At 72.8% G+C, this 26,351-nt stretch carries 22 protein-coding genes; 11 read left to right on the forward strand and 11 right to left on the reverse strand.

The features are described from left to right. Positions 1-42: 42 nt before the first annotated feature. Positions 43-1,305, reverse strand: a complete 1,263-nt coding sequence (locus ACGFNN_RS07185) for a sulfite oxidase (RefSeq protein WP_393553708.1) — start codon at positions 1,303-1,305, stop codon at positions 43-45. A 237-nt stretch (positions 1,306-1,542) separates the two neighbouring features. Then, positions 1,543-2,415: an RNA polymerase sigma factor SigF gene (locus ACGFNN_RS07190; RefSeq protein WP_393553710.1), complete on the reverse strand. Its 873-nt coding sequence runs from the start codon at positions 2,413-2,415 to the stop codon at positions 1,543-1,545. A gap of 397 nt (positions 2,416-2,812) precedes the next feature. On the opposite strand from ACGFNN_RS07190, the gene ACGFNN_RS07195 reads away from it, so the two are divergent. The 3 genes from ACGFNN_RS07195 to abc-f all read left to right on the forward strand — a co-directional run bounded on the left by ACGFNN_RS07195 (position 2,813) and on the right by abc-f (position 6,873). Further along, a complete protein-coding gene (locus ACGFNN_RS07195) occupies positions 2,813-3,634 on the forward strand; it encodes a GNAT family N-acetyltransferase (protein ID WP_393553711.1) in 822 nt (273 codons plus the stop codon). A gap of 25 nt (positions 3,635-3,659) precedes the next feature. Beyond that, entirely contained in the window at positions 3,660-4,838 is a 1,179-nt protein-coding gene (locus ACGFNN_RS07200) for a PP2C family protein-serine/threonine phosphatase (protein ID WP_393553713.1), read from the forward strand. Between the two features lie 397 nt (positions 4,839-5,235). Next, entirely contained in the window at positions 5,236-6,873 is a 1,638-nt protein-coding gene (abc-f, locus tag ACGFNN_RS07205; RefSeq protein WP_393553715.1) for a ribosomal protection-like ABC-F family protein, read from the forward strand. A 205-nt stretch (positions 6,874-7,078) separates the two neighbouring features. Here the strand turns inward: abc-f and ACGFNN_RS07210 are convergent, their stop codons facing one another. Then, a complete protein-coding gene (locus tag ACGFNN_RS07210) occupies positions 7,079-7,585 on the reverse strand; it encodes an NUDIX domain-containing protein (RefSeq protein WP_393553717.1) in 507 nt (168 codons plus the stop codon). Between the two features lie 307 nt (positions 7,586-7,892). Between ACGFNN_RS07210 and ACGFNN_RS07215 the strand changes: the two genes are divergently transcribed. After that, complete coding sequence (locus ACGFNN_RS07215; RefSeq protein ID WP_393554034.1) at positions 7,893-11,342, forward strand: phosphodiester glycosidase family protein; 3,450 nt, start codon at positions 7,893-7,895, stop codon at positions 11,340-11,342. Positions 11,343-11,432: 90 nt separating this feature from the next. On the opposite strand, the gene ACGFNN_RS07220 is transcribed toward ACGFNN_RS07215, so the two are convergent. The 3 genes from ACGFNN_RS07220 to dhaK are packed head-to-tail and all read right to left on the reverse strand — an operon-like array spanning position 11,433 to position 13,479. Then, positions 11,433-11,843, reverse strand: a complete 411-nt coding sequence (locus ACGFNN_RS07220; RefSeq protein WP_393553719.1) for a PTS-dependent dihydroxyacetone kinase phosphotransferase subunit DhaM — start codon at positions 11,841-11,843, stop codon at positions 11,433-11,435. Next, positions 11,840-12,451, reverse strand: coding sequence for a dihydroxyacetone kinase subunit DhaL (gene dhaL, locus ACGFNN_RS07225; RefSeq protein WP_393553721.1), 612 nt, complete (start codon positions 12,449-12,451; stop codon positions 11,840-11,842). The genes ACGFNN_RS07220 and dhaL overlap by 4 nt, the downstream gene beginning before the upstream one ends. Before the next feature lie 35 nt (positions 12,452-12,486). After that, positions 12,487-13,479 (reverse strand): dihydroxyacetone kinase subunit DhaK, encoded by a 993-nt coding sequence (gene dhaK, locus ACGFNN_RS07230; RefSeq protein ID WP_393553723.1) that lies wholly within the window; start codon positions 13,477-13,479, stop codon positions 12,487-12,489. 213 nt (positions 13,480-13,692) lie between these two features. On the opposite strand from dhaK, the gene ACGFNN_RS07235 reads away from it, so the two are divergent. After that, positions 13,693-14,772, forward strand: a complete 1,080-nt coding sequence (locus tag ACGFNN_RS07235; protein ID WP_393553725.1) for an NAD-dependent epimerase/dehydratase family protein — start codon at positions 13,693-13,695, stop codon at positions 14,770-14,772. A gap of 18 nt (positions 14,773-14,790) precedes the next feature. Here the strand turns inward: ACGFNN_RS07235 and ACGFNN_RS07240 are convergent, their stop codons facing one another. Both ACGFNN_RS07240 and ACGFNN_RS07245 read right to left on the reverse strand, forming a co-directional pair. Further along, a complete protein-coding gene (locus tag ACGFNN_RS07240) occupies positions 14,791-15,903 on the reverse strand; it encodes a sensor histidine kinase (protein ID WP_393553726.1) in 1,113 nt (370 codons plus the stop codon). 4 nt (positions 15,904-15,907) lie between these two features. Continuing rightward, on the reverse strand, positions 15,908-16,675 hold the full coding sequence (locus ACGFNN_RS07245) for a response regulator transcription factor (RefSeq protein ID WP_393553728.1): 768 nt from the start codon (positions 16,673-16,675) through the stop codon (positions 15,908-15,910). 125 nt (positions 16,676-16,800) lie between these two features. Here ACGFNN_RS07245 and ACGFNN_RS07250 point away from each other — a divergent pair, with 125 nt between their 5' ends. From ACGFNN_RS07250 to ACGFNN_RS07260, 3 genes are read left to right on the forward strand one after another with little or no spacing between them, the layout of a single operon-like run. Beyond that, positions 16,801-17,532 (forward strand): glycosyltransferase family 2 protein, encoded by a 732-nt coding sequence (locus tag ACGFNN_RS07250; protein WP_393553730.1) that lies wholly within the window; start codon positions 16,801-16,803, stop codon positions 17,530-17,532. After that, a complete protein-coding gene (locus ACGFNN_RS07255; protein WP_362672076.1) occupies positions 17,529-18,188 on the forward strand; it encodes a DUF2064 domain-containing protein in 660 nt (219 codons plus the stop codon). The genes ACGFNN_RS07250 and ACGFNN_RS07255 overlap by 4 nt, the downstream gene beginning before the upstream one ends. Further along, positions 18,185-18,970, forward strand: coding sequence for a class I SAM-dependent methyltransferase (locus tag ACGFNN_RS07260; protein WP_393553732.1), 786 nt, complete (start codon positions 18,185-18,187; stop codon positions 18,968-18,970). The genes ACGFNN_RS07255 and ACGFNN_RS07260 overlap by 4 nt, the downstream gene beginning before the upstream one ends. A gap of 310 nt (positions 18,971-19,280) precedes the next feature. Here ACGFNN_RS07260 and ACGFNN_RS07265 read toward each other — a convergent pair whose 3' ends face one another. After that, entirely contained in the window at positions 19,281-20,543 is a 1,263-nt protein-coding gene (locus ACGFNN_RS07265) for a molybdopterin-dependent oxidoreductase (RefSeq protein WP_393553734.1), read from the reverse strand. Positions 20,544-20,717: 174 nt separating this feature from the next. Here ACGFNN_RS07265 and ACGFNN_RS07270 point away from each other — a divergent pair, with 174 nt between their 5' ends. Then, positions 20,718-22,142, forward strand: a complete 1,425-nt coding sequence (locus ACGFNN_RS07270; protein WP_393553736.1) for a hypothetical protein — start codon at positions 20,718-20,720, stop codon at positions 22,140-22,142. A gap of 60 nt (positions 22,143-22,202) precedes the next feature. Here ACGFNN_RS07270 and ACGFNN_RS07275 read toward each other — a convergent pair whose 3' ends face one another. Continuing rightward, complete coding sequence (locus tag ACGFNN_RS07275; protein ID WP_393553737.1) at positions 22,203-23,390, reverse strand: glycoside hydrolase family 26 protein; 1,188 nt, start codon at positions 23,388-23,390, stop codon at positions 22,203-22,205. Between the two features lie 110 nt (positions 23,391-23,500). Beyond that, positions 23,501-24,793: a cytochrome P450 gene (locus ACGFNN_RS07280; protein ID WP_393553739.1), complete on the reverse strand. Its 1,293-nt coding sequence runs from the start codon at positions 24,791-24,793 to the stop codon at positions 23,501-23,503. Between the two features lie 191 nt (positions 24,794-24,984). Here ACGFNN_RS07280 and ACGFNN_RS07285 point away from each other — a divergent pair, with 191 nt between their 5' ends. Further along, the gene (locus ACGFNN_RS07285) at positions 24,985-25,458 is read left to right on the forward strand and encodes a tyrosinase family oxidase copper chaperone (RefSeq protein WP_393553741.1); all 474 of its coding nucleotides are present in this window, start codon (positions 24,985-24,987) and stop codon (positions 25,456-25,458) included. A gap of 16 nt (positions 25,459-25,474) precedes the next feature. Further along, on the forward strand, positions 25,475-26,335 hold the full coding sequence (locus tag ACGFNN_RS07290) for a tyrosinase family protein (protein ID WP_362675449.1): 861 nt from the start codon (positions 25,475-25,477) through the stop codon (positions 26,333-26,335). Positions 26,336-26,351: the final 16 nt, after the last annotated feature.

Raw genomic sequence — 26,351 nt, forward strand, 5'->3', positions numbered from 1 at the left:
GTGCGCGGCGGCTCCCGTTGAAGGGCCGCCGCGCGTGAGCGGTCACACCACGTTCACGGCGTGTCGCACCACGGCGTCGAAGAGATAGCCCTGCGTGTTGTGGGCGGTGACGGCCGGCTGGACACGGCCCGACCGGTCCGTCGCCCTGGCGAGCAGCACACCGGGGCCCGTCCGCCGTGGAGACCAGTCGGCGGTCCACCGGACCCAGCTCCCCGTCCGTGGCTCGTCGCGCAGCCGCGCGGGGCGCCACCGCACCCCGCCGTCCGTGCTGACGTCGACCGATCGCACCGGCGCCCCGCCCGACCACGACCGGCCGGTGATCAGGTGCCGTCGGCCGGCGGCGAAGGAGGCGCCCGGCGCGAGCTCGAACGCGCTCTTGAGCGTCTGCCCGGTCAGCGGTGCGCTGCCCTCGGCCGGGTACCCGGGACCGAACAGCCGGTACAGGCTCGTGTTCCAGGGGCTCAGCAGCGGCTGCGCGCTCACCTCGATGTCCCCCACCCACTTGATGTTCGCGATGCCCACCCAGGACGGCACGATCAGCCGCACCGGCGCGCCGTGGTCGGGCGGAAGCGGCTCACCGTTCATCTCGTAGGCGAGGAGCACGTCGTCCATCGCCTTCGACACCGGCAGCGGCCTGCGCACCCGGCCCAGGTTCGTCCCGTCGCTGACGACCTCCGCGTCCAGGCCGCGGGGGAGTACGTCGACCGCGTGCCGGTCGATCCCGGCCCGCCGCAGCACCTCGGCGAGGCGCACGCCGCGCCAGCGGGCCGTCCCTATGGCGCCCAGGGTCCAGGCGGTGCCGCTGACCTGCTGGTCCTGCTGCGAGGTGAAGTAGCTCCGGCCGTTGCCCGCGCACTCGATGAACGCGGTCCGGGTGACCGACGGCAGCGCACGCAGCGCGTCGTAGGAGAAGTCCACCGGACCGCCGTGCAGCCCGCTGCCCCACACCGTCAGCGTCCACCGCGCCGGGTCCACCGAGGGGGTCGTCGTGTGGTTGCGCACGAAGAACCGGTCGGCCGGGGTGAGCAGCCCGGTGTCGCGCAGCGCCGCGAAGTTGGTCTCCGCGTTGGTCCCACGCAGGGTGAAGAGCTCCGGCGGCAGAGGCTTCACCACTCCGGGCAGGCCCGGCTGCGACGCCGAGGCGGGGGAGGCGGCCGCCGGAACCAAGGGGGCGGCGACCGAGGCCGCGGCGACCAGCTTCAGCAGATCACGGCGGTCGATCCCCGCCGAGGCGGCGTCGCCCCTGGTCCATTGGCGCAACCGGAGACGGTCGTACGCGGCTTCCGACCGGGGTGCGGACGTCATGTGAGTGCTCCGTGGGATCTGGCGGCACGGCGGGGCCGGAGACGGCTGAGGGGCCTTGCGGTTGGCTTTCCGCACCGGACCGTAGAGGCGGCCCGCGCAGGGAGGAAGGATCCGGCCCACCTCGCCATGAACCTGCAACGCCGCCGCAACAGAGGTACGGCGGGCCCCAGCCGGCCCAGGGCCGTCCCGTCGGGCACCACGGGACGGCCATCGAGGCTGGTACGCGCCTGCCGCGGCTCAGTCCTGGGTGAGCATCCCGCTGCGCAGCTTGCGGAGGATGCGGCTGAGCAGCCGGGAGACGTGCATCTGGGAGATGCCGAGTTCCTCACCGATCTGAGCCTGTGTCATCTCCTGGCCGAATCGCATGTCGATGATCCGGCGCTCCCGGGCGTCGAGCTCGCCGAGGAGCGGTGCCAGCGTGGTGAGGTTCTCCACCGCCTCCATCCCGGGGTCGCGCTCACCCATCACGTCCGCGTACGTGCGCGTGCCCGCCGCCCGGCTCGCGGGTTCCGACCCGTCGGCAGGCAGGTCGAGCGAGCCGGCCGTGTATCCGTTGGCCGCCACGATGCCCTCGGCGATCTCCGCCTCGTCCACCCCGAGCTCCTGGGCCAGCTCGCACACCGTGGGGTCCCGGTCGAGCTCGGCCGCCAGCTTCTCCTTGGCCTTCGCGAGGTCCACCCGCAGTTCCTGCAGCCTGCGCGGCACATGCACGGACCAGGTGGTGTCCCGGAAGAAACGCTTGATCTCCCCGACGATGTACGGCACGGCGAAGGAGGTGAACTCGACCTCGCGGGAGAGGTCGAAACGGTCGATCGCCTTGATCAGGCCGATGGTGCCGACCTGGACGATGTCCTCCATGTCGCCGCTGCCCCGGTTACGGAACCGTCCGGCCGCGAAGCGCACCAGCGACAGGTTCATCTCGATCAGGGTGTTCCGGGCGTACTGGTGCTCGGGGGTTCCCTCCTCCAGGACCTGGAGACGGTCGAAGAAGAGCTTCGACATCCGCCGGGCGTCCCTCGGTGCGATCTGCCCTGCGTCCTCGATCCAGGGGAGAGCGTCCAGGGCGTCCGCTCGTACCTCGCCGGCGGTCTGTGCAGGGTGCGCGGTCATCCCGTCACGCTCCTCAGGTTGCATGCCTCGAGGTGTGTTCGCCTGCCCGATGGCACTCAACTCATGTGCGAAAAAGCAGATTTGGGCCACAAGGCGGGAGGCAATGGCCGGGAAGTGCTGTTACCGCCCGGTTCGGGTGTCCACGGACGGGGAGGCGCGCCGTGTGCCCGGAGCGCAGAACCGCCCCACCAGTACGGGGGAGCCCGGTGGGGCGGCCATCTTCAGGGTGCCACAGCCGGAGGTCCGTTGGGGGCCTATCGTGCCGAGTCGTGCCAGGGATCCCGGAGCCGGGCGCACCCGCCTCGGCGGCCGGGGCGCAGGAGCCGCGGGAATAGTCCGGGCGCCGCACACCGTTCTCCGTGACGCCGCCCGCCGACCGAACGGAGTGAGAAGGCCCATGCCCGAGGCCACCCCCCTGCCCGCGGACCCGCCTCGGCGAGCTTCGGAACCGTCGCGGGCGTCCGGCCCCACCGAGGGTGTCGACGGGTCCCACCCGCTGGACAACCCCGTCCGCTCCTCGCTCACCGGCCCGCACGCCCGATTCGCCGAACGGCACGGACGTGTCCTGCGCTACCGGCCGGACGTCACCCCCTGGCTCGCGCTCCCCGACGAGCAGGACGCCCGGGACTGGGCGGAGGCCGCCGCGCTCGCCGGCCCGGGCGGGACGGTCACCGTCACCGCCTTCGAGGAGCCACCGCCGCCCGACTGGGAGATCGTCTTCCACGCGGAGGGGGTCCAGATGGTGGATCAGGCGGTGGACGCGGCACCGGACCCGGAAGCGCTGCTCCTCGGACCGCAGGACGTGCCGGACATGCTCGACCTGGTCGAACGCACCCGGCCGGGCCCTTTCCTCCCGGGCACGGTCGAGATGGGCACCTACCTCGGCATCCGCCGCTCCGGGGTGCTGGTCGCGATGGCCGGTGAGCGGCTGCACCCGCCTGGCTGGACCGAGATCAGCGGTGTGTGCACCGACGCGTCCGTACAGGGCCAGGGGCTCGCGTCGCGGCTCGTCAGAGCCGTGGCCCACGTGATCAGGGAGCGGGGCGAGACACCGTTCCTGCATGCCGCCGCGTCGAACACCTCGGCGGTCCGGCTGTACGAGTCCCTCGGTTTCACCCTGCGCCGCAGGACCGCGTTCCTCTCGGCCGTGGTCCCCGAGGCCGCCGATGCCAGGCCCGCGGGCCTGGGGGCGGGTAGTTTGGAACAAGTGGGGCATTAGGGAACGGACGAGCTGGAGGCGCGCTGTGGTCATGGGGCTCCGGCGTCCGTCGGCGTCGCGCGGCGCACCACTTCCCGGAGCGGATCCGAGCGAGACCGCGGCGGGTGAGGCCCGTATCGGGACCCTGCAGCTGGCTCTGTCGCTCCTCGTCCTGACGGCAGGGGTGGTGCTGCTCGACGCCTTCACCGGCGACGGGCTCCCGCTCATCCCGCTCATGATCGTCCTCCCGGCCCTTGCGTCCGTCTTCTGCACGGTCCGTCAGACGACCGGAGTGGCCGTCTGGGTCACCCTGGTCGTCGTGGGGTCCCAACTGGCCTCGACCGGGGCCTTCTGGGACGTGTTCCTCCTCCTCGGGTTCACGGCACTCGCCTGCGGCCTGGGCGTGGCCGCGTGTGCGGCGCGCATCCGGCACGCCACGGAGGTGGCGAGGCTGCGCTCCGCTGCCGTGGCCCTGCAGCGCCAGATCCTGCGCCCGCTCCCCGTCCTCACACGCCAGGTCAGCGCGTACGGCCTGTACGAGCCGATCGAGGAGGACCGCTTCGTCGGAGGCGACATCTACGAGGTCGTGCAGTCACCGCACGGAACCCGGGTGATCATCGGCGATGTACAGGGCAAAGGGCTCCCCGCGATCGGTGTCGGCTTCGCCGCGCTCGGGGCGTTCAGGGAGGCGGCGGTGAGGGAGACCGACCTCACCGCCGTGGCCGGCGCCGTCGAGGACGCGGTCGTCCGGCACAACGCCTTCTCCGCCGAGACCGGCGAGGCGGACCGTTTCGTCACCGCACTGCTGCTCGGTTTCGACGACGGCGACAGGGTGAGGTGCGTCAACTGCGGCCACCTCCCTCCCCTGCTGCTGCACGACGGCACCGCTTCCACGGTCACGCTGCACCGGACATCCGTACCCCTGGGGATGGCGGACCTCAGCGACGAACCGCGCACCGCCGAATGGCTCGGCCTCCCACCGGGCGGCGCCCTGATGGTCTACACGGACGGGGTGACCGAGGCCCGGGACGCCGCAGGTGCCTTCTACCCCCTCGACGAACGGCTGCAGGAGTGGGCGGCCGACGAGCCGGGGGAGGTGCTGCGCGCGCTCCAGGCCGACCTGCAGCAGTTCTCCGGTGGAGTCCGCCGGGACGACATCGCCGTTCTGGTCCTGAGCAGGCCGGCGCCGGCCCGCGGCAGCATCACGGGCAGCACCCTGAAGTGACAGCGGCACCGCTGCCCGCGCTCTTCGCGCGGTTCCCCGCGCCGCGCCCGGTCGCCCCCGGCTCCCGTCGCGCGGACGGAATCCTGCATCGCGCACCGATGCGGGGCACCGCTCGTGCACCCGGGGTGATCTCTTCGCCACGGCCCCGCGGCGCCGGTGCCGAAAAGTCCGTAGCCGGCGTCCTCCCCGTCGTTACAATGAACCGCATGATGGGTTCGTACTACTTCTTTCTCTGACGCACGGCCAGGACGCCGCCGCGCGACGCCGGGCGTCGCCGCGTGTCATCACGCCGTGAGCCGCGTCCTCTCCCGCCGTCCGGTACCCGGCTCCGCGCCGCGCCCGCGTCCAGCATGTCGAGGCGCGCCGCGAGCGCACGTCACCTCAGGGAAGAACACCCATGTCTCCACAGCACGCGCGCGCCCAACTGGCCGTACAGGCCGTCTCCAAGGCCTACGGCGAACGTTCCGTACTCGACCAGGTCTCGCTCACCGTCCGCCCCGGTGAGAAGGCCGCGATCATCGGCGAGAACGGATCAGGGAAATCGACCCTGCTCAGGCTGCTGGCCGGTGCGGAGCCCCCGGACAGCGGCCGGATCACCGTCCGCTTCCCGGGCGGGACCGGTTACCTCGCCCAGACACCGGAGACCCACCCGGGGGCCACCGTCCAGGACGCGATCGACGCCGCCTTCGCCGGACTCCGCTCCCTCGAACAGCGGATCCGGGCCGCGGAGGAGGCCCTGTCCCTCGCCGATCCCACTGCCGAGCAGCTCGACTCCTACGGAGATCTGCTCTCCGCCTACGAGGCACGCGGCGGATACGAGGCGGACGCCAGGACCGGCGCGGCACTGCACGGCCTCGGGCTCGGCGCACTGCCACGGGATCGCCGGACCGGCACCCTCTCCGGCGGCGAGCGGTCGCGCCTGGCGCTGGCCTGCGTACTGGCCGCCGCACCGGAACTCCTGCTCCTCGACGAGCCCACCAACCACCTCGACGCCGACGCCGTCCGCTGGCTGGAGGACCATCTGCGCGCCCACCCGGGCACCGTGCTCGTGGTGACCCACGACCGGGCGTTCCTGGAGCGGATCACCTCCGTGATCCTCGAGGTCGACCGCGACCTGCGGAATGTCACCCGCTACGGAGACGGCTGGGAGGGCTACCGCGCGGCCCGGGCGGCCGAGCGCCGCCGGAGGGAACAGGAGCACCGGGAATGGCTGGACGAACTCGAACGGACGGATGAGCTGGTGAACGCCGCGGGCCGGCGGCTCGCCGCCACGGGAAAGGACCCCGGGCAGGGCTTCGGCAAGCATCGCCGGTCGCACGAGGCCAAACTCTCGGGGCGGGTCGCCGCAGCCAGGACCCGGCTGGAGGCACTACGGCGTTCGCCCGTACCGGCGCCGCCACGGCCCCTGGGATTCACGGCCGAACTGGCCCTGGCCTCGGGCGAGACCGGCCCGCTGGCCGAGCTGGACTCCGTCGTCGTGAGCGGCCGGCTCACGCTGCCCGCCCTCCGCGTCGAGCCGGGCGGACGGCTTCTGGTCACAGGCCCCAACGGAGCGGGCAAGACCACGCTCCTGCGCGTCCTGGCCGGTGACCTCGCCCCGGACTCCGGCAGGGTGCGGCGCCGGGGGAGGACCGGCTACCTCCCGCAGGAACTCCCCGCCAGGATCACCCGGCGCTCCCTGCTCGCCACCTTCGCGGCGGGCCGGCCCGGGCTTCCCGACGAGTACGCGGACGAGTTGCTCGCCCTCGGTCTGTTCCGCCAGGAGGACCTGGTCATGCCCGTGGCCGCGCTCTCCGTCGGACAGCAGCGCAGGCTCGCCCTGGCACGACTGGTGAGCCGTCCGGCCGATCTGCTGATCCTGGACGAGCCTACGAACCACATCGCACTCGGCCTGGTGGAGGAGGTCGAGGCGGCGCTCGCACGGTACGCCGGAGCCGTCGTAGTGGTCTCCCACGACCGGAGTTTCCGCCGGCGCTTCACCGGCGACCGCCTGGCGCTGCGCGAGGGACGCCCCGAAGTGAGCGCCGGTCCCTGACGGCTGACCTTCGAAGACCGGTGGCAGGATACGTCCCCGAGCGCTCGGCCGCGCTCGTGCGGACGCGGCCGACCCTCGTCCTCGCCGCGTCGAAGGGCGCCCGCACACGGCCGGTGCGCGGGCGCCCTGCGGCCTCCGAAGCGCCGGGTCCGGCGCCGCACGCCGGCCCACCGGGCCGTGCCGGACAGCCCTCGGTGCCGCGGTGCTACCGGCCGGTGGGAGCGTGGCCCTCCCTGAGGTGATTCCTCAACCGCTCCACGAACACCCGCTGCCCGGTCACCAGCCTGAGCCGCGCCTCCTCCGGCGTGCACCAGGCGAACCTGTCCATCTCCGGGAAGGCGCGCACCACACCGGAACCCTTCGGCCACTCCATGGTGAAGGTGCCCGGCACCACGGTGGACGGATCGAGTTCCCCCTCCACGGCCCAGACGGTCACGGTCTTGCCGCCGGACTGGCGTACCTCACCCAGCGGCACCCAGTCGCCTTCCGGGAGCGGCAGGCCGAGCTCCTCGGTGAATTCCCGGCGGGCGGTCGCCTCCGCATCCTCGCCGGGTTCCACCTCGCCCTTGGGGACCGACCAGGCCGCCTCCTGCCGCCGGGCCCAGAAAGGTCCGCCCATGTGGCCGATCAGCACCTCGGCATCCGGCAGGCCGTCCTCTCCTCGGACGACCCGGAACACCAGGATCCCGGCACTGCGCCGCACTGTCGACATGTCGTCAAGTATGCGTCCCGGCCGGGCGGAAGGCCACCGGACGCCGGACCCACTGATGGCCGGGGCAGGTCCGGCACGCCGTGCCCGCCACTCGCCGCGGTCCGGTGAGCGGCGGGCACGCTCCCGCGACGTACGGGGTCACCCGGCCGCCGCGTGCTGTTCCCCCTGATGTACCTGTTGTCCTCTGGTGCGTCCCGGCGACCGCCGTCATGCTGTCCGCCGACAGCGCTTTCCACGCGCAACCGACTCCGCACCAGGAGGATTTGTGGGCTCAGGCACCCTCCGGCATGCTTTGCGGCCACTCGTGCTGCTGGCGACCGTGTCGGCGACGGTGGCAGGGGCCGTCGCCCCCGCGGTCGCCGACTCGGCTCCGGACCCCCACCCGCACACCGCCGCCGAGATCCTCAGACCCGTCGCCCCGCCCGCCGCGAGCTCCGCTCCCGGCGGTGCGAGGTCCGTCGTGGACGGCGACGGCATCGAGACCGCGCGCGCGACCAGGCCGCTCGCCCCCGGCGTCAGCCTCAGTTCCTACGACCGCCTGGAATCCGACAAGTGGCTGCGCGTCGACAGCCTCTCCGTCGATCTCGACGGCACAGGAGTGCGAGCCGACTACCTTTCCTCGGGCAAGGTGTCGGACCGCCGCCCGGTCTCCGAACTCGCCGCGGCCCACGACGCCGGCCGTGGGCGCCGCACCGTCGCCGCGATCAACGCGGACTTCTTCGACATCAACGAGACGGGCGCGCCCCAGGGCCCGGGCATCCAGGACGGCGAGACCGTCCACTCGCCCGCTCCCGGAGTCAACCGGGCCGTGGGCATCGGGCCCGAGAACGCGGGCCGCGTCCTCCAGCTCTACTTCGAGGGCACCCTGACGCTCCCCTCAGGAACCCACCCGCTCGCCGCGTACAACGCGGCGAACGTCCCGGCCCAGGGGGTGGGCGCCTACACCTCCGCCTGGGGCGGCGCCGACCGCGCGCTCACCGTCGACGACGCGCGGCCCGTCGCCGAAGTGGCCGTGCGCGACGGCAAGGTCGCCTCGGTGTCGGACGCGCCCGGGACCGGGCCCGTCCCGGAGGACACCGTGGTGCTCGTCGGCCGTGAGGCGGGGGCCGAGCTGCTCGCCGGACTCCGGCCCGGTGACCCGGTCGGCATCACCTACCGGGCGCGGACCGACGGCGGATCGGTGCCGCGCACGGCCGTGGGCGGACGGGAACTCCTCGTCGTCGACGGGGTGGCACAGAACCACGACGGCGAGGGCAACAACACGGCGGCGCCCCGCACCGCCGTCGGCTTCTCCCGGGACGGCCGCACGATGCAGGTGGTCACCGTCGACGGCAGGCAGACCGACAGCGGCGGCGTCACCCTCACCGAGCTGGGCGAGATGATGCGCCGGGCCGGCTCGTACAGCGCCCTGAACCTGGACGGCGGCGGTTCCTCGACGCTGGTGGCCCGCGAGCCGGGGAGCGACACCCTCCAGGTGGAGAACAGCCCGTCCGACGGCAGTGAGCGCACCGTGCCCAACGGCCTCGCCCTCACGGCCCCGGACGGCAGCGGACGGCTCGAGGGGTTCTGGGTCGAGACCCGGACCCCGCCCGCCACGGCTCCGGGCGACGACCCGGTCGCCGGCGGGCACCCCGAGCGCGTCTTCCCCGGCCTGACACGGCGTCTCACCGCCGCCGGGTACGACGAGACGTACGGGCCCGCCGAAGGCACCCCGCACTGGCGTACCGTCAGCCCCGCGATCGGCTCGGTCGACGGCCGGGGCACCTTCACCGCGCGCCGCGGCGGCACCACCGACGTCCGCGCGGAGCGGGCCGGCGCCGGAGGCGGTACACGGATCACCGTCCTCGACCGGCTGGACCGTGTCCGCGCCACCACCACGCGCGTGGGCCTCGCGGACGCGGATGCCACCGGAACCTTCGGGATCGTCGGCCTCGACGCCCACGGCGCGGGCGCGCCGATCGAGCCGGACGACATCGCCCTGGACTTCGACCGCACCCTCTTCGACATCGCCGACGACGGCGAGGGGTCCTTCACCGTCCGCTCCCGTACCGGCTCCGGATCAGGCCGGGTCACGGCCACCGTCGGCGGCGTCAGCACCACCCTCGCCGTGAGCGTGGGTCTCACCCGGCAGGCGGTCTCGGACTTCGACGACGCGGATTCCTGGAAGTTCAGCCAGGCCCGCGCGGACGGCTCGCTCGCCGCCACGCCCGAGGGCCACACCGGGACGGGACTGCGGCTCTCCTACGACTTCACACGCTCGACCGCGACGCGCGCCGCCTACGCCGCGCCCCCGCAGCCCGTCGCCGTCGAGGGCCAGCCGCAGGCGTACACCCTCTGGATCAAGGGGGACGGCAACGGAGCGTGGCCGACCCTGCACCTCAAGGACGCCGCGGGCTCCGACCAGTTGCTGCGCGGCCCCTACGTCACCTGGACCGGCTGGCGGGAGGTCACCTTCGCCGTTCCCGCGGGCGCCGCGATGCCGCTGTCGGTGTACCGCTTCTACCTCGCCGAGACGGCGGCGGCCGCGCAGTACACCGGTGAGATCGTCATCGACGACCTCACCGCCCAGGTTCCCCCCACCGTCGAGCTGCCCGAACAGGCCGAACCCGCCGACCCGCTGATCGACCCGGCGGCGGTCACCGAGCGCAGGGACTGGCAGTTCGCGGTGATGTCCGACGCGCAGTTCGTCGCGCGCGAGCCGGACAGCGCCATCGTCCGGCAGGCACGTCGCACCCTGCGCGAGATCAAGGCCGCGCGGCCCGACTTCCTCGTGGTCAACGGGGACCTCGTCGACGAGGGATCCCCGGCCGACCTGGCCTTCGCCCGGCAGGTGCTCCAGGAGGAGCTGGGTGACTCCCTGCCCTGGTACTACGTCCCGGGCAACCACGAGGTGATGGGCGGGAAGATCGACAACTTCATCGCCGAATTCGGCCCGGCCCGGCGGACGTTCGACCATGAGGGCACCCGGTTCATCACCCTGGACACCTCCGCCCTCAGCATCCGGGGCGGCGGATTCGAGCAGATCAAGGAGTTGCGCGCCCAGCTCGACGCGGCCGCGAAGGACCGGTCGGTGGGCTCCGTGATGCTCATCGAGCACGTACCCCCTCGCGACCCCACCGTGCAGCAGGGGAGCCGGCTGAGCGACCGCAAGGAAGCAGCCCTCGTCGAACAGTGGCTCGCGGGCTTCCGCCGGACGACGGGCAAGGGCGCGGCGATGATCGGCAGCCACGTCGGTGTCTTCCACGCGTCGCACGTCAACGGCGTCCCGTACCTCGTCAACGGCAATTCGGGCAAGGCGCCGTCCGGACCCGCCGACGAGGGAGGGTTCACGGGCTGGTCCCTGATCGGGGCGGACCATGTCTCCGGCGGCGCGCAGACAGCCGCGCGCCTGCAACCGTGGAAGGGCGGACCCGACTGGGTCTCCGTACAGACCCGTGCGCACGTCGATGAACTGTCCCTCGACGCCCCCGCCAACCTGGTCGCGGGTGAGCGGGCGACCGTGACCGCCCGGGTCACCCAGGGCGCACGGTCCGTGCCGGCACGCTCCCCGGTCAGCGTGGACTGGACGGGCTCCCCGAACCTCCGCATCGGGGAGCACGGCGATGCCCGGGGGCGGCACGTCGCGTCGTTCGACCCGGCCACCGGCACACTCAGCGCGCTGCGGACGGGAACTGTCACCCTCGCGGTCACCGTCAACGGTGTCACCCGCCAGGTGACGGTGCGCATCGCGGCCGGGGCGGTGGCGCCGGCCGCCTGACATACCGACAGCAGGCCGGGCGCCCGCACCGCTCCCCCTGACGCCGGGGAGCCGTGCGGGCGCCCCGGCGTGCGGGGACGGGGGAGCGGCTCACACCTTCCGGTAGCCGTAGGCGTCCGCCGCCGCGGCTTCGACCGCCGAAAGATCGCCCCCCGCCGAGGCGGTCACCAGTGCGGCCACCGCCCCCTCCACGAAGGGGGCGTCCAACAGCCGGGCACCCTGGGGCAGTTCGTCGCCGTCCGCGAGCATGGACTTCACCGTGAGTACCGCGCTGCCCAGGTCGACCAGCAACGCGACCCCCGCGCCCCGGTCGACCGATCTGGCGGCGTCGGCGATCAACTCCGTACTGGTCCCCAGACCACCCGCGGAGGTCCCGCCCGCCGCCGCCACCGGGGCTGTGGCACCACCCGCGGCAAGCCCGACGGCCAGCTCCGCGACGGCCTGTGCCAACGGCCCGCTGTGCGAGACCAGCACGATGCCTACCTGACCGCCCTCGCTCACGAGCCGTCACCCGTGCCCGCCGCCTCCGCGAGGGCCTCGACAAGGAGTGCGGCCGAGGCGGCCCCGGGGTCCTGGTGCCCGATACTGCGTTCGCCCAGATAGCTCGCCCGGCCCTTGTGCGCGCGCAGCGGAACGGTGGCCAGAGCACCTTCCCGGGCCGCTTCCCGGGCCCGGCCGAACGAGGCACTCAGTCCGTCGACGGCCGGCAGCAGCGCGTCGAGCATCGTCTTGTCACCCGCCTTCGCGCCACCGAGCTGTGCCACCGCGGCCACGCCCGCGCCGAGTGCCTCGGCCAGCTGCTCCCGAGTCACCTCCCGTGCCTCACCGAGGGCTTTCCCGGTACGCCTCAGCAGGGTCCCGTACAGCGGCCCGGAGGCCCCGCCGACGGTCGAGATCAGACAACGGCCGGTCAGTGTCAGCACCGCGCCCGGTGTCTCCGGGGTCTCCTTCTCGAGCACAGCGTCCACCGCCGCGAAGCCGCGCCTCATGTTGTTCCCGTGGTCGGCGTCCCCGATGGCGGCGTCGAGTTCCGTCAGACGGTCGGCCTCCCGGTCCACGGCAGCCGCGGTGGCGGTCATCCAGTGACGGAAGAACTCGGTGTCGAGCACAAGATCTCCTTTTCCTCACACGGCGGACTGTCCGATCAACGGCCCCAGCGAAGGGCGGGCGTCTGCACCGGTGCGTCCCAGAGCCGCACCATCTCCTCGTCCACCTGGCAGACCGTCACCGAACAGCCTGCCATGTCGAGCGAGGTCACGTAGTTGCCGACGAGCGTACGAGCCACCGTCACCCGCCGCTCCGACAGCACCCGCTGCACCTCGGCGTTGAAGCCGTACAGCTCGAGCAGCGGCGTCGCACCCATGCCGTTGACCAGCACCAGCACGGGGCCGCTCGGGACCAGGTCCTCCAGGACCGCGTGGACCGCGAAGTCGGCGATCTCCCCGGACGTCATCATCGGGCGTCGCTCACGGCCCGGTTCCCCGTGGATCCCGATGCCCAGCTCGAGCTCGCCCGGGGGCAGGTCGAACGTGGGCGTCCCCTTGGCGGGGGTGGTCACGGAGCTGAGCGCCACCCCGAAGCTGCGACAGGCCTCGTTCACGCGCCGGGCCATGGACTCCACCCGTTCCAGCGGCGCACCCTCGTCGGCGAGCGCACCGGCGATCTTCTCGACGAACAGCGTCGCCCCGGTACCGCGGCGGCCCGCGGTGAAGGTGCTGTCGGCCACCGCCACGTCGTCGTCGACCAGGACACGCGCGACCTGTACGCCCTCGTCCTCGGCGAGCTCGGCGGCCATGTCGAAGTTGAGCACGTCCCCGGTGTAGTTCTTGACCACGAAAAGGACCCCCGCCCCGCTGTCCACCGCCGCGGCCGCCCGCACCATCTGGTCCGGAACCGGCGAGGTGAACACCTCGCCGGGGCAGGCGGCGGACAGCATCCCGGGCCCGACGAACCCCGCGTGCAGCGGCTCGTGCCCGGACCCGCCGCCGGAGACGAGCCCCACCTGCCCGGCGACGGGGGCGTCGCGCCGGACGACGAGACGGTTCTCCACGTCCACGACGAGTTCCGGGTGGGCCGCGGCCATTCCGCGCAGGCCGTCCGCGACCACGGTCTCCGGCACGTTGATGAGCATGCGCAACGGTTCCTCCTGAGAGCGGCGCCGGCCGGACGGTCCTGCCGACCGGCCGTCGGAGTGAAGACGCGTACGCCTCCCAGTATCGAAGAGACCCCGGTGATCGGGAAGCGACGCGTCGCAGCGGGCGGACAGGGGGCCTCGGACCGTCCTTACGGTCCGGTGACGTGGGCGTGCCGTACGGCGCTCCCCGGCCCCGGGCGGCCTAGCGTGGCAGTCATGCGTGTACTGGTCACCGGCGGAGCCGGCTTCATCGGGTCTTACATCGTCCGGGCTCTCGCCTCCGGCGGGCACGAACCGGTGGTTCTCGACGCCCTGCTGCCCTCGGCGCACGGCGCGGCGGGAGCGGCAGCGGGCACGGCCGGAGACCTGCCGCCCGGTGTCACGACGACGGTCGCCGACGTGCGGGACCGGGATGCGGTGGCCCGGGCGCTGACGGGCATCGACGCCGTGTGCCACCAGGCGGCGATGGTCGGTCTCGGCAAGGACTTCGCCGACGCCCCCGAGTACGTCGGATGCAACGACCTCGGCACCGCCGTCCTCCTCGCGGAAATGGCGGCGGCGGGCGTCCGGGACCTCGTGCTGGCCGGGTCGATGGTGGTCTACGGCGAAGGGCGCTACGACTGCCCCCGCCACGGTCGAGTGAGCCCGGGGCCGCGCGCCGTCGCGGATCTGGACGCCGGCCGGTTCGAGCCGCTGTGCCCCTCCTGCGGCGCCGAGCTGGTGCCCGGCCTCGTCACGGAGGACGCGCCCGGAGACCCGCGCAACGTGTACGCCGCCACCAAGCTGGCCCAGGAGCACCTTGCCGCCGCCTGGGCACGCGCCACCGGCGGGCGTGCCGTCGCGCTGCGCTACCACAACGTGTACGGCCCGGGGATGCCGCGCGACACCCCCTACGCCGGCGTCGCCTCGTTCTTCCGCTCGGCCCTGGCGCGGGGGGAGGCGCCCCGGGTGTTCGAGGACGGCGGCCAGCGGCGTGACTTCGTCCATGTGCGCGATGTGGCCGCGGCGAACGCGGTGGCGCTCTCGGCGCTCGGGGACCGGCGGCCGGGCGGCTTCGACGCGTACAACACGGGCAGCGGCACCCCCCACACGATCGGTGAGATGGCCTGGGCCCTGGCCTCGGCGTACGGGGGACCGGACCCGGTGGTCACGGGCGAGTACCGGCTGGGCGACGTCCGGCACGTCACCGCGGACTCGCGCAGGCTCCGCGAGGAGCTCGGCTGGAAGCCGGAGACCGACTTCGCCGCGGGGATGCGGGAGTTCGCCGCCGCGCCCCAGCGCGGTGGCGTCGTGTAGTTCCTGACGGCGCGGTGATCAGCCTGCGACGGCCGGCAGTGTGACCTCGAAGCAGCAACCGCCGGACACGTTGTACACGCCCGCCCGGCCCGCGTGCGCCTCCACGATGCCGCGGACGATGGCGAGCCCGAGGCCCGCACCCCCGGGAGGGGTGCGGGCGTGGTTGCCCCTCCAGCCCGTGTCGAACACGCGGTCGAGGTCCTCGTCGGGGATGCCGCCGCATCCGTCGGTCACCGAGAGTACGACTCCGTCCGGCGAGCGCCGTGCGGCCACCGCGACCGTTCCGTCGGCGGGGGTGCGCCGGATGGCGTTGATCAGGAGATTGCCCATCACACGGCTCATCTCCTTGCTGTCGACCTCCACGGGAACCTCCTCGACCAGGTCGCCGACGAGGCGTACGCCGTGTTCCCGCGCCAGCGGATGCGCTCCGGCGAGCGCGTCGCCGACCAGGTCGTGAGCGGAGACCCGGGTAGGCGTGAGGGTGAGCGAGCCCGCGTGGATCCGGGAGAGTTCGAACAGGTCGCCGACCATGTCGTTCATACGCTCCACCTCCTTGCGCATCTGGCGCAGATAGCGGCCCGAGTCCGCGGCCATGCCGTCCTCCAGCGCCTCCGACATGGCCCGCAGACCGGTCAGCGGGGTCCTGAGGTCGTGCGAGATCCAGGCGACCAGTTCGCGGCGCGACCGCTCCAGCGCCCTCTCGCGCTCGCGGGAGTTCTCGAGCTTCGCGCTGGTTGCGGCCAGTTCACGGGTGAGCGTGGCGAGCTCCGCGTTGGCCTGCTCGGCGGGCGCGTCGAACGTGCCGCCGTCACCGAAGGAGCGGGCGGCGAGTGTCAGGTCCCGGCTCCTCGCGGCGACCCAGCGGCCGAGCAGCATCGCCGTCGCCAGGGACACCACCGCGGCCATGGCGACCACGGTCGTCACCACCGACAGGTCGTGGGCGGACAGGAACATCGCCCAGGCCACGGTCAGGGTGCCGGCGAGCATCGCGGTGACCGCCACCGCCGCGACGACGGTGAGCGAGACGGCGAGGGAGCGGTGGCGCAGCATCCACAGGACCAGGGCGCCCAGCAGCCCGGCGGCGGCCGCCCCGAGGAAGGCGAAGAGCGCGATCAGCAGCATGTCGGTCACGGGCTCAGCTCCCCGTCCCGTCCGCAGGCAGGTCCAGGCGGTAACCCACGCCCCACACCGTCCGGATCAGACCGGGGCTGGCCGGGTCCGCCTCGACCTTGCCGCGCAGCCGGCGCACGTGCACCGTCACCGTCGAGAGATCGCCGAAGTCCCAGCCCCAGACCTCCTTCATCAGCTCCTCCCGCGTGAACGCCCGGCCGGGGTTGCCGAGGAAGAAGGCCAGCAGGTCGAACTCGCGCAGGGTGAGCGCCAGATCCGTGCCGTCGCGGGACGCGCGGCGTGCCGCGGGCTCCAGTACGAGTCCCGCTCCGCCGAGCACGGCGGAGGGGTGCTCCTCGGTCCGACGGGCGCGACGCAGGACGGAGTCGACCCGCAGCACGAGTTCACGGGGACTGAAGGGCTTGGTCACGTAGTCGTCCGCGCCCGTCTCCAGGCCGAGGATCCGGTCGTCCTCGTCCCCCCGCGCCGTGAGCATGATGACGGGCACCGGACCGTGCGCCCGCATCCGGCGGCACACCTCGAACCCGTCCATGCCGGGAAGCATCAGATCGAGCACCACCAGATCCGGCCGCCGTTCCGCGAACCGGGCCAGCGCCGCGAGGCCGTCGCCCGCGTGCTCGACGTCGTAGCCGGCCCGCTCCAGGTAGCCGGTCGCGACCTCGGCGACGGTCGGATCGTCGTCCACCACGAGCACGCGGCCGCGCGGCGCGGCGCTCCCGGGCCCGGGAGGAGTCGCGACACGAGGGTCCGGGACGGAGGAGATGTTCTGCATGCCGCCTACTGTGGCACTGCGGTCGGGCCGGGCGGACGGGCACCCGGCCGCCACACGGTCGACGTCCACGTTTCGTAAGAACCCGAAGACCGAAATGTCGCTTTCCGCTCCGTAGGGTGATCAACGTGACCGACACTTCTCCGGCTGACCCCACCCACTCCGTCCGGGCCGACATCGTCCTGCCCTGCCTCGACGAGGCCGCCGCGCTGCCCCAGGTGCTGGCCCGGGTCCCGGCGGGCTGGCGGGCCGTCGTCGTGGACAACGGCTCCACCGACGGTTCCGCGGACATCGCCCGCTCCCTCGGCGCGACCGTCGTGCACGAACCGCGCCGCGGCTTCGGCGCCGCCTGCCACGCGGGCCTGCTCGCCGCCGAGGCGGAGTACGTCTGCTTCTGCGACTGCGACGGCTCGCTCGACCCGGCCCTGCTCCCCGGCTTCGTCCGCCGGATCGCCGCGGGGGAGAGCGACCTGATCCTGGGCAGACGACGCCCCACGGGCCGCGGCGCCTGGCCGCTCCACGCGCGCGCCGGCAACATCGCCCTGTCCCGGATGCTCCGCGGCCGCACCGGCCTGCGGCTCCACGACCTCGGGCCCATGCGGGCCGTACGCCGGGAGGCGCTGCTGGGGCTGGACCTGACGGACCGTCGCAGCGGCTACCCGCTCCAGATGGTGGTGCGCGCCTCGGACGCCGGACTCAGGGTCACCGAGACCGATGTGCCCTACCTGCCCAGGACCGGCAGGTCCAAGGTGACCGGTACCTGGCGTGGGACCTGGAACGCCGTACGGGACATGCGCGCGGTGCTGCGGGAACCCGCGCGGCCCGCCCCCCGGGCCGTCAGGGCGGAGGCCGGCCGATGAACGCGATCACGCCCGCCACCGGACCCACCACACTGCTGGTCATCGCCAAGGAACCGGTACCGGGCCGGGTCAAGACCCGGCTCACACCGCCCTTCAGCGCGCAGGAGGCGGCGGAACTCGCCGCCGCCTCACTGGAGGACACCCTGCGCGCCGCTCTTGCCCTGCCCGCTCTGCGACACGTCCTGGTGCTGGAGGGCAGTCCCGGCCCCTGGCTGCCCCAGGGGTTCGAGGTCATGCCGCAGAGCACGGGCACACTCGACGAGCGCATCGCGGCGGCCTTCGGCGCGTGCGCGGGACCGGCCCTCCTCATCGGCATGGACACCCCGCAGATCACCGCCGCCCACCTGGCACCGCCCTTCGCCCCGGACGGATGGGACGACTGCGACGCCTGGTTCGGACCGGCGGAGGACGGCGGATTCTGGGCTCTCGGCCTTGCGAGGCCCGACCCCGGACTCGTACGCGGGGTGCCGATGTCCCTCCCGTACACGGGAGGCCTCCAGCGGGCCCGGCTGGCGGACGCGGGCCTCACCGTCCGCGACCTCGCCGAACTCCGCGACGTGGACACCGCCGAGGACGCCGCGCGGGTCGCCGCCGAAGCGCCCGACGGACTGTTCGCCGCCGCCCTCTCCCGGCTCGGACGGCCGGTGGTCCGATGAGTACGGTGACGCCCGCCGCCGGCGCGGGCCACGCCGCCTGGGCGACCGACCCGTACGCCCGCGCACTGAGCAGGGGCCGCGGGCCGCTCTTCCTGCGGCGCGCGGACGGCTGGCTGCTGCCCCTCGATGTCGAGCGCTGGTGCGCGGACGCCGACGCCGCGGACCAGTCCGCGCTGCGCCGCAGCGAGGGCACCGTCATCGACATCGGCTGTGGTCCGGGACGGCTCGTCGCCGCGCTGGCATCGCGCGGCCACCGGGCCCTGGGCATCGACGTGAGCGAAGCCGCCATCGGGCACACGCAGGCGCTCGGCGGTTCGGCACTGCGGCGCAGTGTCTTCGAGCCCCTGCCGGGTGAAGGCCGCTGGGACACCGCCCTGCTCATCGACGGCAACATCGGTATCGGAGGCGACCCCTGTGCCCTCCTCCGCCGGGTCGAGGCCCTGCTGGCCCCAGGAGGGCTGCTCATCACCGAGGCGGCTCCGCACGACGTCGACGAGCGGGTGGAGGTACGGCTCGACGACGGGAGGGGAGGCGGCGGGCCCGCCGCCCCGCACTTCCCCTGGGCCCGTGTCGGTGCGTCCGCCCTCCTCGGCTACGCCCGGTCCGAAGGCTGGAGGCCGGTCGACCAGTGGGAGGCAGACGGACGTCCCTTCCTGGCCCTCCGGTGCTCGCGCACGGTCCGCAGGACGAGCCAGAACGCCGACAGCGCGAACAGCGCTGCCGTGATCAGCAGCCAGTTCCCCAGGAACCTGTCGGGCGACATCCCGCTCGCCGGCTCGTAGCGCTCGGCGGGACCCAGAATCAGGGGGAACCACAGGAGCAGGAGAAGGCCCGACAGGAGGAGCGGCACACGGATGTGGTTGAGCCGGACGGACCGTCGCGCGCGGGGCATCCGCAGCGCCCGGTCCGCCGCCGAGTACAGCGGCAGCAGCACCAGATCGTGCACCAGCGCGGCGCCGGCGAACCACACGAGGATCCGGAAGGTCTCGCCTTCCAGCAGTCGCATCCCCGCCCAGCCGGCCAGGGCGAAGGACGAGACCATCAGCACCAGATGCAGCGGGCCTTCCCCGTACCAGCGGCGTACACGCCTCATCACAGCTCCCCGAAGGTCAGACGGCTCACCCATTTGGTGTTCATCACGCCGGGCGCGGCGGGCACGATCACGCGTGCCGGGTAGCCGTGGTCCGGTGACAGCTCCGCACCGTTGACCCCCAGCGCCAGCAGCGAGCGGCCGTCGCGCACCTGGTTCTCGCGGAGTGCGACCATCCGGAACGAACCGCCGCGCTGGAGGGACTCCACCAGCACGCCGGGCGCGTAGCCGGAGCATCCCGCGAGCACCGCGAGATCGCGCAGGCGGATCCCGCTCCACCACTGGTCGGACGTCGACCAGCCCTCCACGCACGCGATGGGCAGCGCCGCCCCGTGCTGCCGCATCGCAGCGAGTTCCCTCCGGGACAGCCGGAGCTCCCCGGCCGGGCCCGTGAGGATCAGCCGCCAGTGTTCCCCGGTCTCGGCCGGGACGATGCCCGCCTTCGCGGCGGTCTTGTTGATCTGGAAGCCGTTCGGCCCGGTCCCCGGTTCCGCGCCGCCGTGCGGCGCCAGCAGCGCGGTGCGGCGCAGCGGATCGAAGCTCCGTCCGGCCGAGGTCAGGAGGAGGAGCAGCGACCCCGCGCCCACCACGGCCAGAGCGCCGCGCCGGGAGACGGTCGGCTCGGCGGGGTCGGGCGAGGCCAGTTCGTCCGTGTCACCGGAGGGAATCCCGTGACGCAGCACGCGCAGCGCGCGGGGGAGCTTCAGAACGGTGTGGGCGGTGAACGCGGCGAAGAAGACCCACGCCCCGTAGAAGTGCAGCGGATAGAACGAGCCAGGGAAGACGTACTCCAGCTGGATGTTGAGCAGCCCGGTGAGGAACTCGAACAGGGCCCCGCCCACCAGCAGCAGCAACGAGACCCGCTCCAGAGCGTGTCCGATCGACCGTGCGGGCGGCAGCGTGAAGAGCCGGGGGATGACCGACCAGAGCTTCGCCAGCAGCACGGGAACGAGCACGATCCCGAGGGTCACGTGGACCCCTTGGTTCAGGCGGTACAGCCAGTGTGGTCCCGTCGGCCAGTCGAAGAGGTAGAAGCCCAGCCACCCCTTGTCCGGTGTCTTGTCGTTCACCGCCGCCAGACCGGGGTTGTACGCCGCGTACGACAGCAGCCCCGTCACGAACAGCAGGGTGAGACCGGCGAGCAGCACCACGCCGAGCACGGCCGTGAACCTCACGCCGCGCACCGGGCTGCGCCAGAAGACGGGCCGGGTGGGCAGCGTCAGTGAACGGAGTCCTGCCGGGTCGTCGAGATGTGTGTCGCCCATACGGGGACGCTATGCCCGGTGACCGGTCCGCAGGGGCCCGTGACTCCTGACGAAAGTCTGACGCCCTTCCGCGGGCCCCGGCACCCCCGCCGCCGTCCGGGCCGGATCTGACGGTTGTGTGACGCGGCGGCGTCGCAGCGCCGGGTGCGCCCTTCGGATGCGTAACGTGCCTGCGTGACGACCCACCAGCGCAGCGACCACATCGAACCGTTCGACCCCGCGCGGGAGCGCGGCGCGGACGAGGAGCCCGCGGCCCGGACCGGCCGGCGCCGGGATCTGCTGGCCGCGGCCGCCGGGGCGGTGCTCGTGGCCACCGCGGCGGGCGTCGGCTGGGTCATCCAGGAGGGCGACGGCAGTCTGCAGGTCCACTGGCCGCCTCTCCTGGCCTCCTGGGACCCACATCTCGGTCCGGGTACCCCCGCGGCGATCGCCGTGGCGGTGGCGGTCATCGCCTACGGCCCCCGGGTCGCCGGCCGGCTCCCCTGGCGGCGCCTGCTCCTCGGCTGCTGGGTGTCCTCCGTGGCCTGGATCCTCTCGCTCGCCCTGATCGAGGGCTGGTACCGGGGCGTCGCCCGCAGGCTGACCACCAAGCACGAATACCTCCGGGTGATCGACCGCTTCGACGACGTCGGGGCCGCCCTGCGCGGATTCACCGACCACATCGTGATCGGCCCGCCCGGCAACTGGCCCGCGCACGTCGCCGGACACCCGCCGGGGGCCACCCTCACCTTCGTGGGCCTGGACAGGGTCGGACTCGGCGGCGGTGCCTGGGCAGGGCTCTGGTGCATCGTGGTGGGCGGATCCGCCGCGGCGGCGGTCATGGTCGCGTTGCGCGCGCTGACGGGCGAGCACCTGGCCCGGCGCGCGGCCCCGTTCCTCGTGCTCGCCCCTTTCGCGGTCTGGACCGGCACATCCGCGGACGGCTACTTCGCCGCCGTCGCCGCCTGGTGCGTCGCTCTGACGGCACTCGCCGCCACACGCACCGTCCGGTTCCCCGCAGCAGCCGCCCTGGGCGCCGGGGCCCTGTTCGGGTTCACCTGCTACCTGAGCTACGGTCTGACGCTCTTCGTGGTCCTGCCGGCCGTGGTCCTGGTGCTCGCCCGGACGCTGCGTCCGGCCGTCCCCTTCGTCCTCGGCGCCCTGATCGCTCCCGTCGCCTTCACACTCGCCGGATTCAACTGGTGGGAGGCGTATCACCAACTGGTGGAGCGCTACTACCAGGGGGCCGGAGGCGTCCGCCCCTACTCGTACTGGGTCTGGGCCAATTTCGCCTGCACCACACTGGCCGCCGGCCTCGCCACGGTCGCCGGCCTTCGCCGCGCGGCGGCGGCCGCGCCAGGTGCCGTGCGAGCGTTGCCCTCCGGCGCCACCACCGCCGTCCAGAGGCTGGCGCTGCTCACTCTCGCCGCGGTGCTCGCGCTCCTGGTGGCCGACCTGTCCGGGATGAGCAAGGCGGAGACCGAACGCATCTGGCAGCCCTTCGTCGTCTGGCTGATGCCTGCCGCGGCACTGCTCCCGGACCCCGGCCGCCGCGGCTGGCTGGCGGCGCAGGCGGCGGTCGCCCTGCTCGTCAACCACCTGCTCTGGACCGGATGGTGAACGCGCCGGTGCCCGGCGCTCTCGCGCCGGGCACCGGTATCACCACCCCGTGAGGTCAGGTCAGTCCCGCACGCAGAACTCGCGGTCGTCCATCCACTGTCCGAACCACTCGCTCAACGGCACGGTGATGCACCACCCGGGATCGTTGGTGCCCGGTGCGGGATGTGTCGGCTCGGGAATCTCCGGCTCGGGAGCCGTCGGCGTCCCGCTCGGGTCGGGCGACGTCCCGGGGGCGTCCGGAAGTCCGCTCAGCGCCTCACGGAACAACCGGGAGGATTCGGGGTTCTCGGAGCACTGCCACACACCGTGCGGGCAGTAGTCCGTGACGGTCTGGTAGAGCGGCTTGTGGCGCTCCATCCACTCCAGCATCCCCCGCATGTACGCGGGGTTGTCACCGTTGCGGAACAGACCCCATTCGGGGTACGAGATCGGCTTGCCGTGCTCGGCTGCGAAGTCCACGTGCTTCTGCAGCCCGTAGGGCTCGCTCACCTGCTCCTCGAAGGTCCTGGCCGGGGGCTGGTCGTAGGAGTCCATCCCGATGATGTCCACGACGTCGTCGCCCGGGTAGCACTCCGTCCACGGCACGGCGTCCCGCCCCCTGGACGGCGCGAAGTCGAAGCGGAAATCCTGTCCCGGCACCGAGCGCATCGCGGTCACGATGCGTTTCCAGTACGCCTTCCACGCCACGGGATCCGGGCCGCACCGGTGGGTGTACGTGGTCCCGTTCATCTCCCAGCCCAGAACGATCACGGTGTCCGGCACGCCCAGCAGGACCAGTCGTTCGGCGAGCTTCTCGAAGTGCTGGTCGAAGTCGCCCGCCGCGCCCCGCCGCAGCAGCGCGCGCACCTGGCCGTCGGGTACGCGTTCCTCGTTCCGCTCCAGCATCGGCGTGTTGAGCACGAACATCCGGTCCGGGTCGGCCTTCCGCCATGCCGCCCACGAGGCGAGGAAGCCGGGACGGCCCTCGATGTTCTCCCACAGGTCGCCCGGCAGGTAGCTGTGCCCGGCCCTGAGCTCAGTGCCACCGAGCCAGCGGGAAAGCTCCGCCATCCGCTGCACGCCCTTCGGGCCGTAGTCCAGATATGCGCCGAGGGCAGTCGTGCCGCCCGCGTCCGGTGGACCCTGGGCGGGGCTCTTTCCCGCCTGTGTGTCTTTGCTGCCGGGATCGGCCAGCACCGCGCCGCCGACGAGGAGGCAGAAGGCGGTCGCGCCGACACCGAAATTGATGAGACGGCGGTTCACGGGCACTGCTCCTCCTTGGGTTGCGGCCGGTCTCCGACGTTCTCGACCTTAAGGAGAAACATTCAACAATGGGCGGTGGGGTCGTCGGCGATAGTCCATTCGCGACACGCGGAGATTCAGACGGAACTGTTCGGGTGACAGCGCTCGAAGGTGAAGGGAAGCGAGCGCACGCGGTTGTCGAAATTTGAATCCACGAGGCCGGGCGCGGCTGTCGCCCGGATTCCGTCCAGCCGGGTGAGCATTTCACGGAAGAGGGCTTTCATCTCCAGTTTGGCCAGGTGCGCGCCCAGGCAGTGATGAGGTCCTCCTCCTCCGTATCCGAGGTGCGGATTGGGCGACCGTGTGATGTCGAACGCGTCGGGATCCTCGAACACGGCGGCGTCACGGTTCGCCGACGCGTAGAGGAGCACGACCTTCTCCCCGGGCAGGAAGGAGTGGCCGCCGAGCTCGCACTCCGCGGCCACGGTCCGGCGGAACTGGATGATGGGGGTCGAATGGCGCACGATCTCCTCCACCGCCCCGTCGGCGTAGCGGTCGAAGTCGGACTCCAGCAGGGCCCGCTGACCGGGGTGAGTGCTCAGCAGGACCATCCCGTGGGCGATCGCGTTCCGAGTGGTCTCCACGCCCGCCACGAGCAGCAGTGAGAAGAACGCGCCGAGTTCACGCGAGGACAGGGAACGCCCGCCCACGTCCGCGCGGACGAGCGCCGAGATCACGTCGTCCGCGGGGGCGCGGCGCCGCTCCCGGGCGATGCCCGCCATGTCCAGCTGCATACGGGCGAGCGAGCGCAGACCCCGACCGGGGATCCGCAGCCGGGCCCGGCCGCGCCGCTGCACACCGACGTACTCCGAGGCGCCGTCGACGCGCGCGGAGATGTCCGCCCGGTGGCGCTCCGGGACACCCATCAGGTCGCAGATCACCTCGAACGGCATACGGGCGCCCGCCGAACGCATGAAGTCCCCGGGGCCGTCCACGGCCATCTCGTCCACCAGGCGGCGGGCGACCGAGTCGATGTTCTCCTCGGCGGCGGCCAGCAGCCGGGGGGTGAACGCGCGGGAGATGGTCCTGCGCAGCCCGGCGTGCTCCGCGCCGTCCATGTTGACCATGGAGTTGCCGAACACCGCCTTCGCCCAGGGCGCCGGTTCCGGCATGGTCACCCCGGGCGCGCTGGCGAAGAGCTGCGGCTGCCGGCTGGCGGCCTTCACGTCGGCGTGTGTCACCAGCGCGTGGAAAGGCGTGCGTGAACCGGTCCTGGGGGCGAACCGGACCGGCCCGCCGGCCTCCCTCAGCAGGGCGAACGCGGCCAGCCGCCGATCCCGCGGCAGCCGCCAGAACGCGGGGTCGGCCAGGTCGGTGGAGACGTCCCCTCCCGCGAGGTCCGTGGGCGTCTGGTGCGTCAGCGCGTTCATGTACGACCTCCGGGTGCTCGGACCGCCATGCTGTCCCGGTGCGCGGCGCGCGGCGCCCGACACGGCCGGAGCGGTCGGAGAATTCCCACGGTCGCCCGATGGCCCAGTGATCAGAACCGAACGTGCCGTGCCTCGTTGCCCACTCGAGCGAGACATCTCGCAGGAGCGGACGAGAGGGAGGTACACCCACCATGAAGCCGAGCAACGGAACGAAGCAGGAGCCGTCCGGCGCCCCGGGGCCGGGCCGCCGGGCCGTGCTGCGCACCGCCTTCACCGCGGCGGTGATCGCCGGCACGGGCGCCGCGCTCGCCCCCGTCGTCCTCCACGGCGCGGAGCCGGCCGGCCCCGTCCCCGGGCGCGACGCCGTCGGACCCGAACGGTTCTCCGAGGTCTACAGGGGCAGGGAGATCCAGGGCACGGCCACGGTCGTGGTGCCCGCCGGGGCGCAGCACGGACCGGGCGCGGCCGGGACGGTGGCCGCGGTGCCCGGCATCGACGTCCGGGTCGACGGGATGCCACTGCACGTGATGCGGAGGGCGGACGGCAGCTACCTCAGCGCCGTCAACCACTACGAGTCGTTCCCGACCCTTCTCGAGACGGCCCGCGCGGCAGTCGACGAACTCGGCGGGGCCCAGCTGTCCGCCGCCTCCCCGCACACCATCTGAGCCCGAGGACGGTCACGTGTACAGCCGAAAGAATCAGCGCGACCTCACGCGCACGGAGAAGAAACGACTCGTCGACGCGATCCTCGAACTCAAACGCTCCGGCCGCTACGACGAATTCGTCGCCCTGCACCGGCAGTACTACGTCACGGACAGCGAGAGCGGCCCGCGGCCCGCGCACATGACGCCGTCCTTCTTCCCCTGGCACCGCCAGTACCTGATCGAATTCGAGAAGGCCCTGCGGTCCGTGGACCCCCGGGTGTCCGTCCCTTACTGGGACTGGACGCGGGACAACACGGCGGGCGCCTCACTCTGGGCGGACGACTTCCTGGGCGGCAACGGGCGCCCCGGTGACCGGCAGGTGATGACCGGGCCGTTCGCCTACCGGCGGGGGGACTGGCCCATCCGCGCCGGGGTCACCGACGACCCCTTCCTGCGGCGCAACTTCGGCCGGCCCTCCTCGCCCGTCACCCTTCCCGGCGCGGGTGAGGTGGAGCGTGCCCTGAAGGACCCCGTCTACGACGCCTCGCCCTGGAACAGCGTCAGCACCACCGGTTTCCGCAACAGGATCGAGGGCTGGGGCATCCGCGGGGGCCGCGGCGTGGCGAACCACAACCGGGTGCACCGCTGGATCGGCGGGTCGATGGCGGGCGCCGCGTCGCCCGACGATCCCGTCTTCTGGCTGCACCACGCATTCATCGACCTGCTCTGGGCACGCTGGCAGAAGGCCCATCCGCGCTCCCGGTACCTGCCGGCCCGCGCGCTCCCGGCGAGTGACCCGCAGGCCGAGCGGATCTTCCCGCTCGACCGGCCGATGCCGCCCTGGGACGTGCCCCCCTCCCGGCTGATGGACCACACCCGCTTCTACCGGTACGTCTGAGACAACCGGCCCCGAA

It is taken from the genome of Streptomyces sp. NPDC048590 (assembly GCF_043199535.1).
Taxonomy (GTDB): Bacteria; Actinomycetota; Actinomycetes; order Streptomycetales; family Streptomycetaceae; genus Streptomyces.

Excerpts from the sequence above, each read along its gene's own strand:
- ACGFNN_RS07185 (WP_393553708.1), bottom strand. The coding sequence starts at position 1,305 with ATGACGTCCGCACCCCGGTCGGAAGCCGCGTACGACCGTCTCCGGTTG.
- ACGFNN_RS07190 (WP_393553710.1), bottom strand. The coding sequence starts at position 2,415 with ATGACCGCGCACCCTGCACAGACCGCCGGCGAGGTACGAGCGGACGCC.
- ACGFNN_RS07195 (WP_393553711.1), top strand. The coding sequence starts at position 2,813 with ATGCCCGAGGCCACCCCCCTGCCCGCGGACCCGCCTCGGCGAGCTTCG.
- abc-f (WP_393553715.1), top strand. The coding sequence starts at position 5,236 with ATGTCTCCACAGCACGCGCGCGCCCAACTGGCCGTACAGGCCGTCTCC.
- ACGFNN_RS07210 (WP_393553717.1), bottom strand. The coding sequence starts at position 7,585 with ATGTCGACAGTGCGGCGCAGTGCCGGGATCCTGGTGTTCCGGGTCGTC.
- ACGFNN_RS07235 (WP_393553725.1), top strand. The coding sequence starts at position 13,693 with ATGCGTGTACTGGTCACCGGCGGAGCCGGCTTCATCGGGTCTTACATC.
- ACGFNN_RS07245 (WP_393553728.1), bottom strand. The coding sequence starts at position 16,675 with ATGCAGAACATCTCCTCCGTCCCGGACCCTCGTGTCGCGACTCCTCCC.
- ACGFNN_RS07255 (WP_362672076.1), top strand. The coding sequence starts at position 17,529 with ATGAACGCGATCACGCCCGCCACCGGACCCACCACACTGCTGGTCATC.
- ACGFNN_RS07260 (WP_393553732.1), top strand. The coding sequence starts at position 18,185 with ATGAGTACGGTGACGCCCGCCGCCGGCGCGGGCCACGCCGCCTGGGCG.
- ACGFNN_RS07265 (WP_393553734.1), bottom strand. The coding sequence starts at position 20,543 with ATGGGCGACACACATCTCGACGACCCGGCAGGACTCCGTTCACTGACG.
- ACGFNN_RS07280 (WP_393553739.1), bottom strand. The coding sequence starts at position 24,793 with ATGAACGCGCTGACGCACCAGACGCCCACGGACCTCGCGGGAGGGGAC.
- ACGFNN_RS07285 (WP_393553741.1), top strand. The coding sequence starts at position 24,985 with ATGAAGCCGAGCAACGGAACGAAGCAGGAGCCGTCCGGCGCCCCGGGG.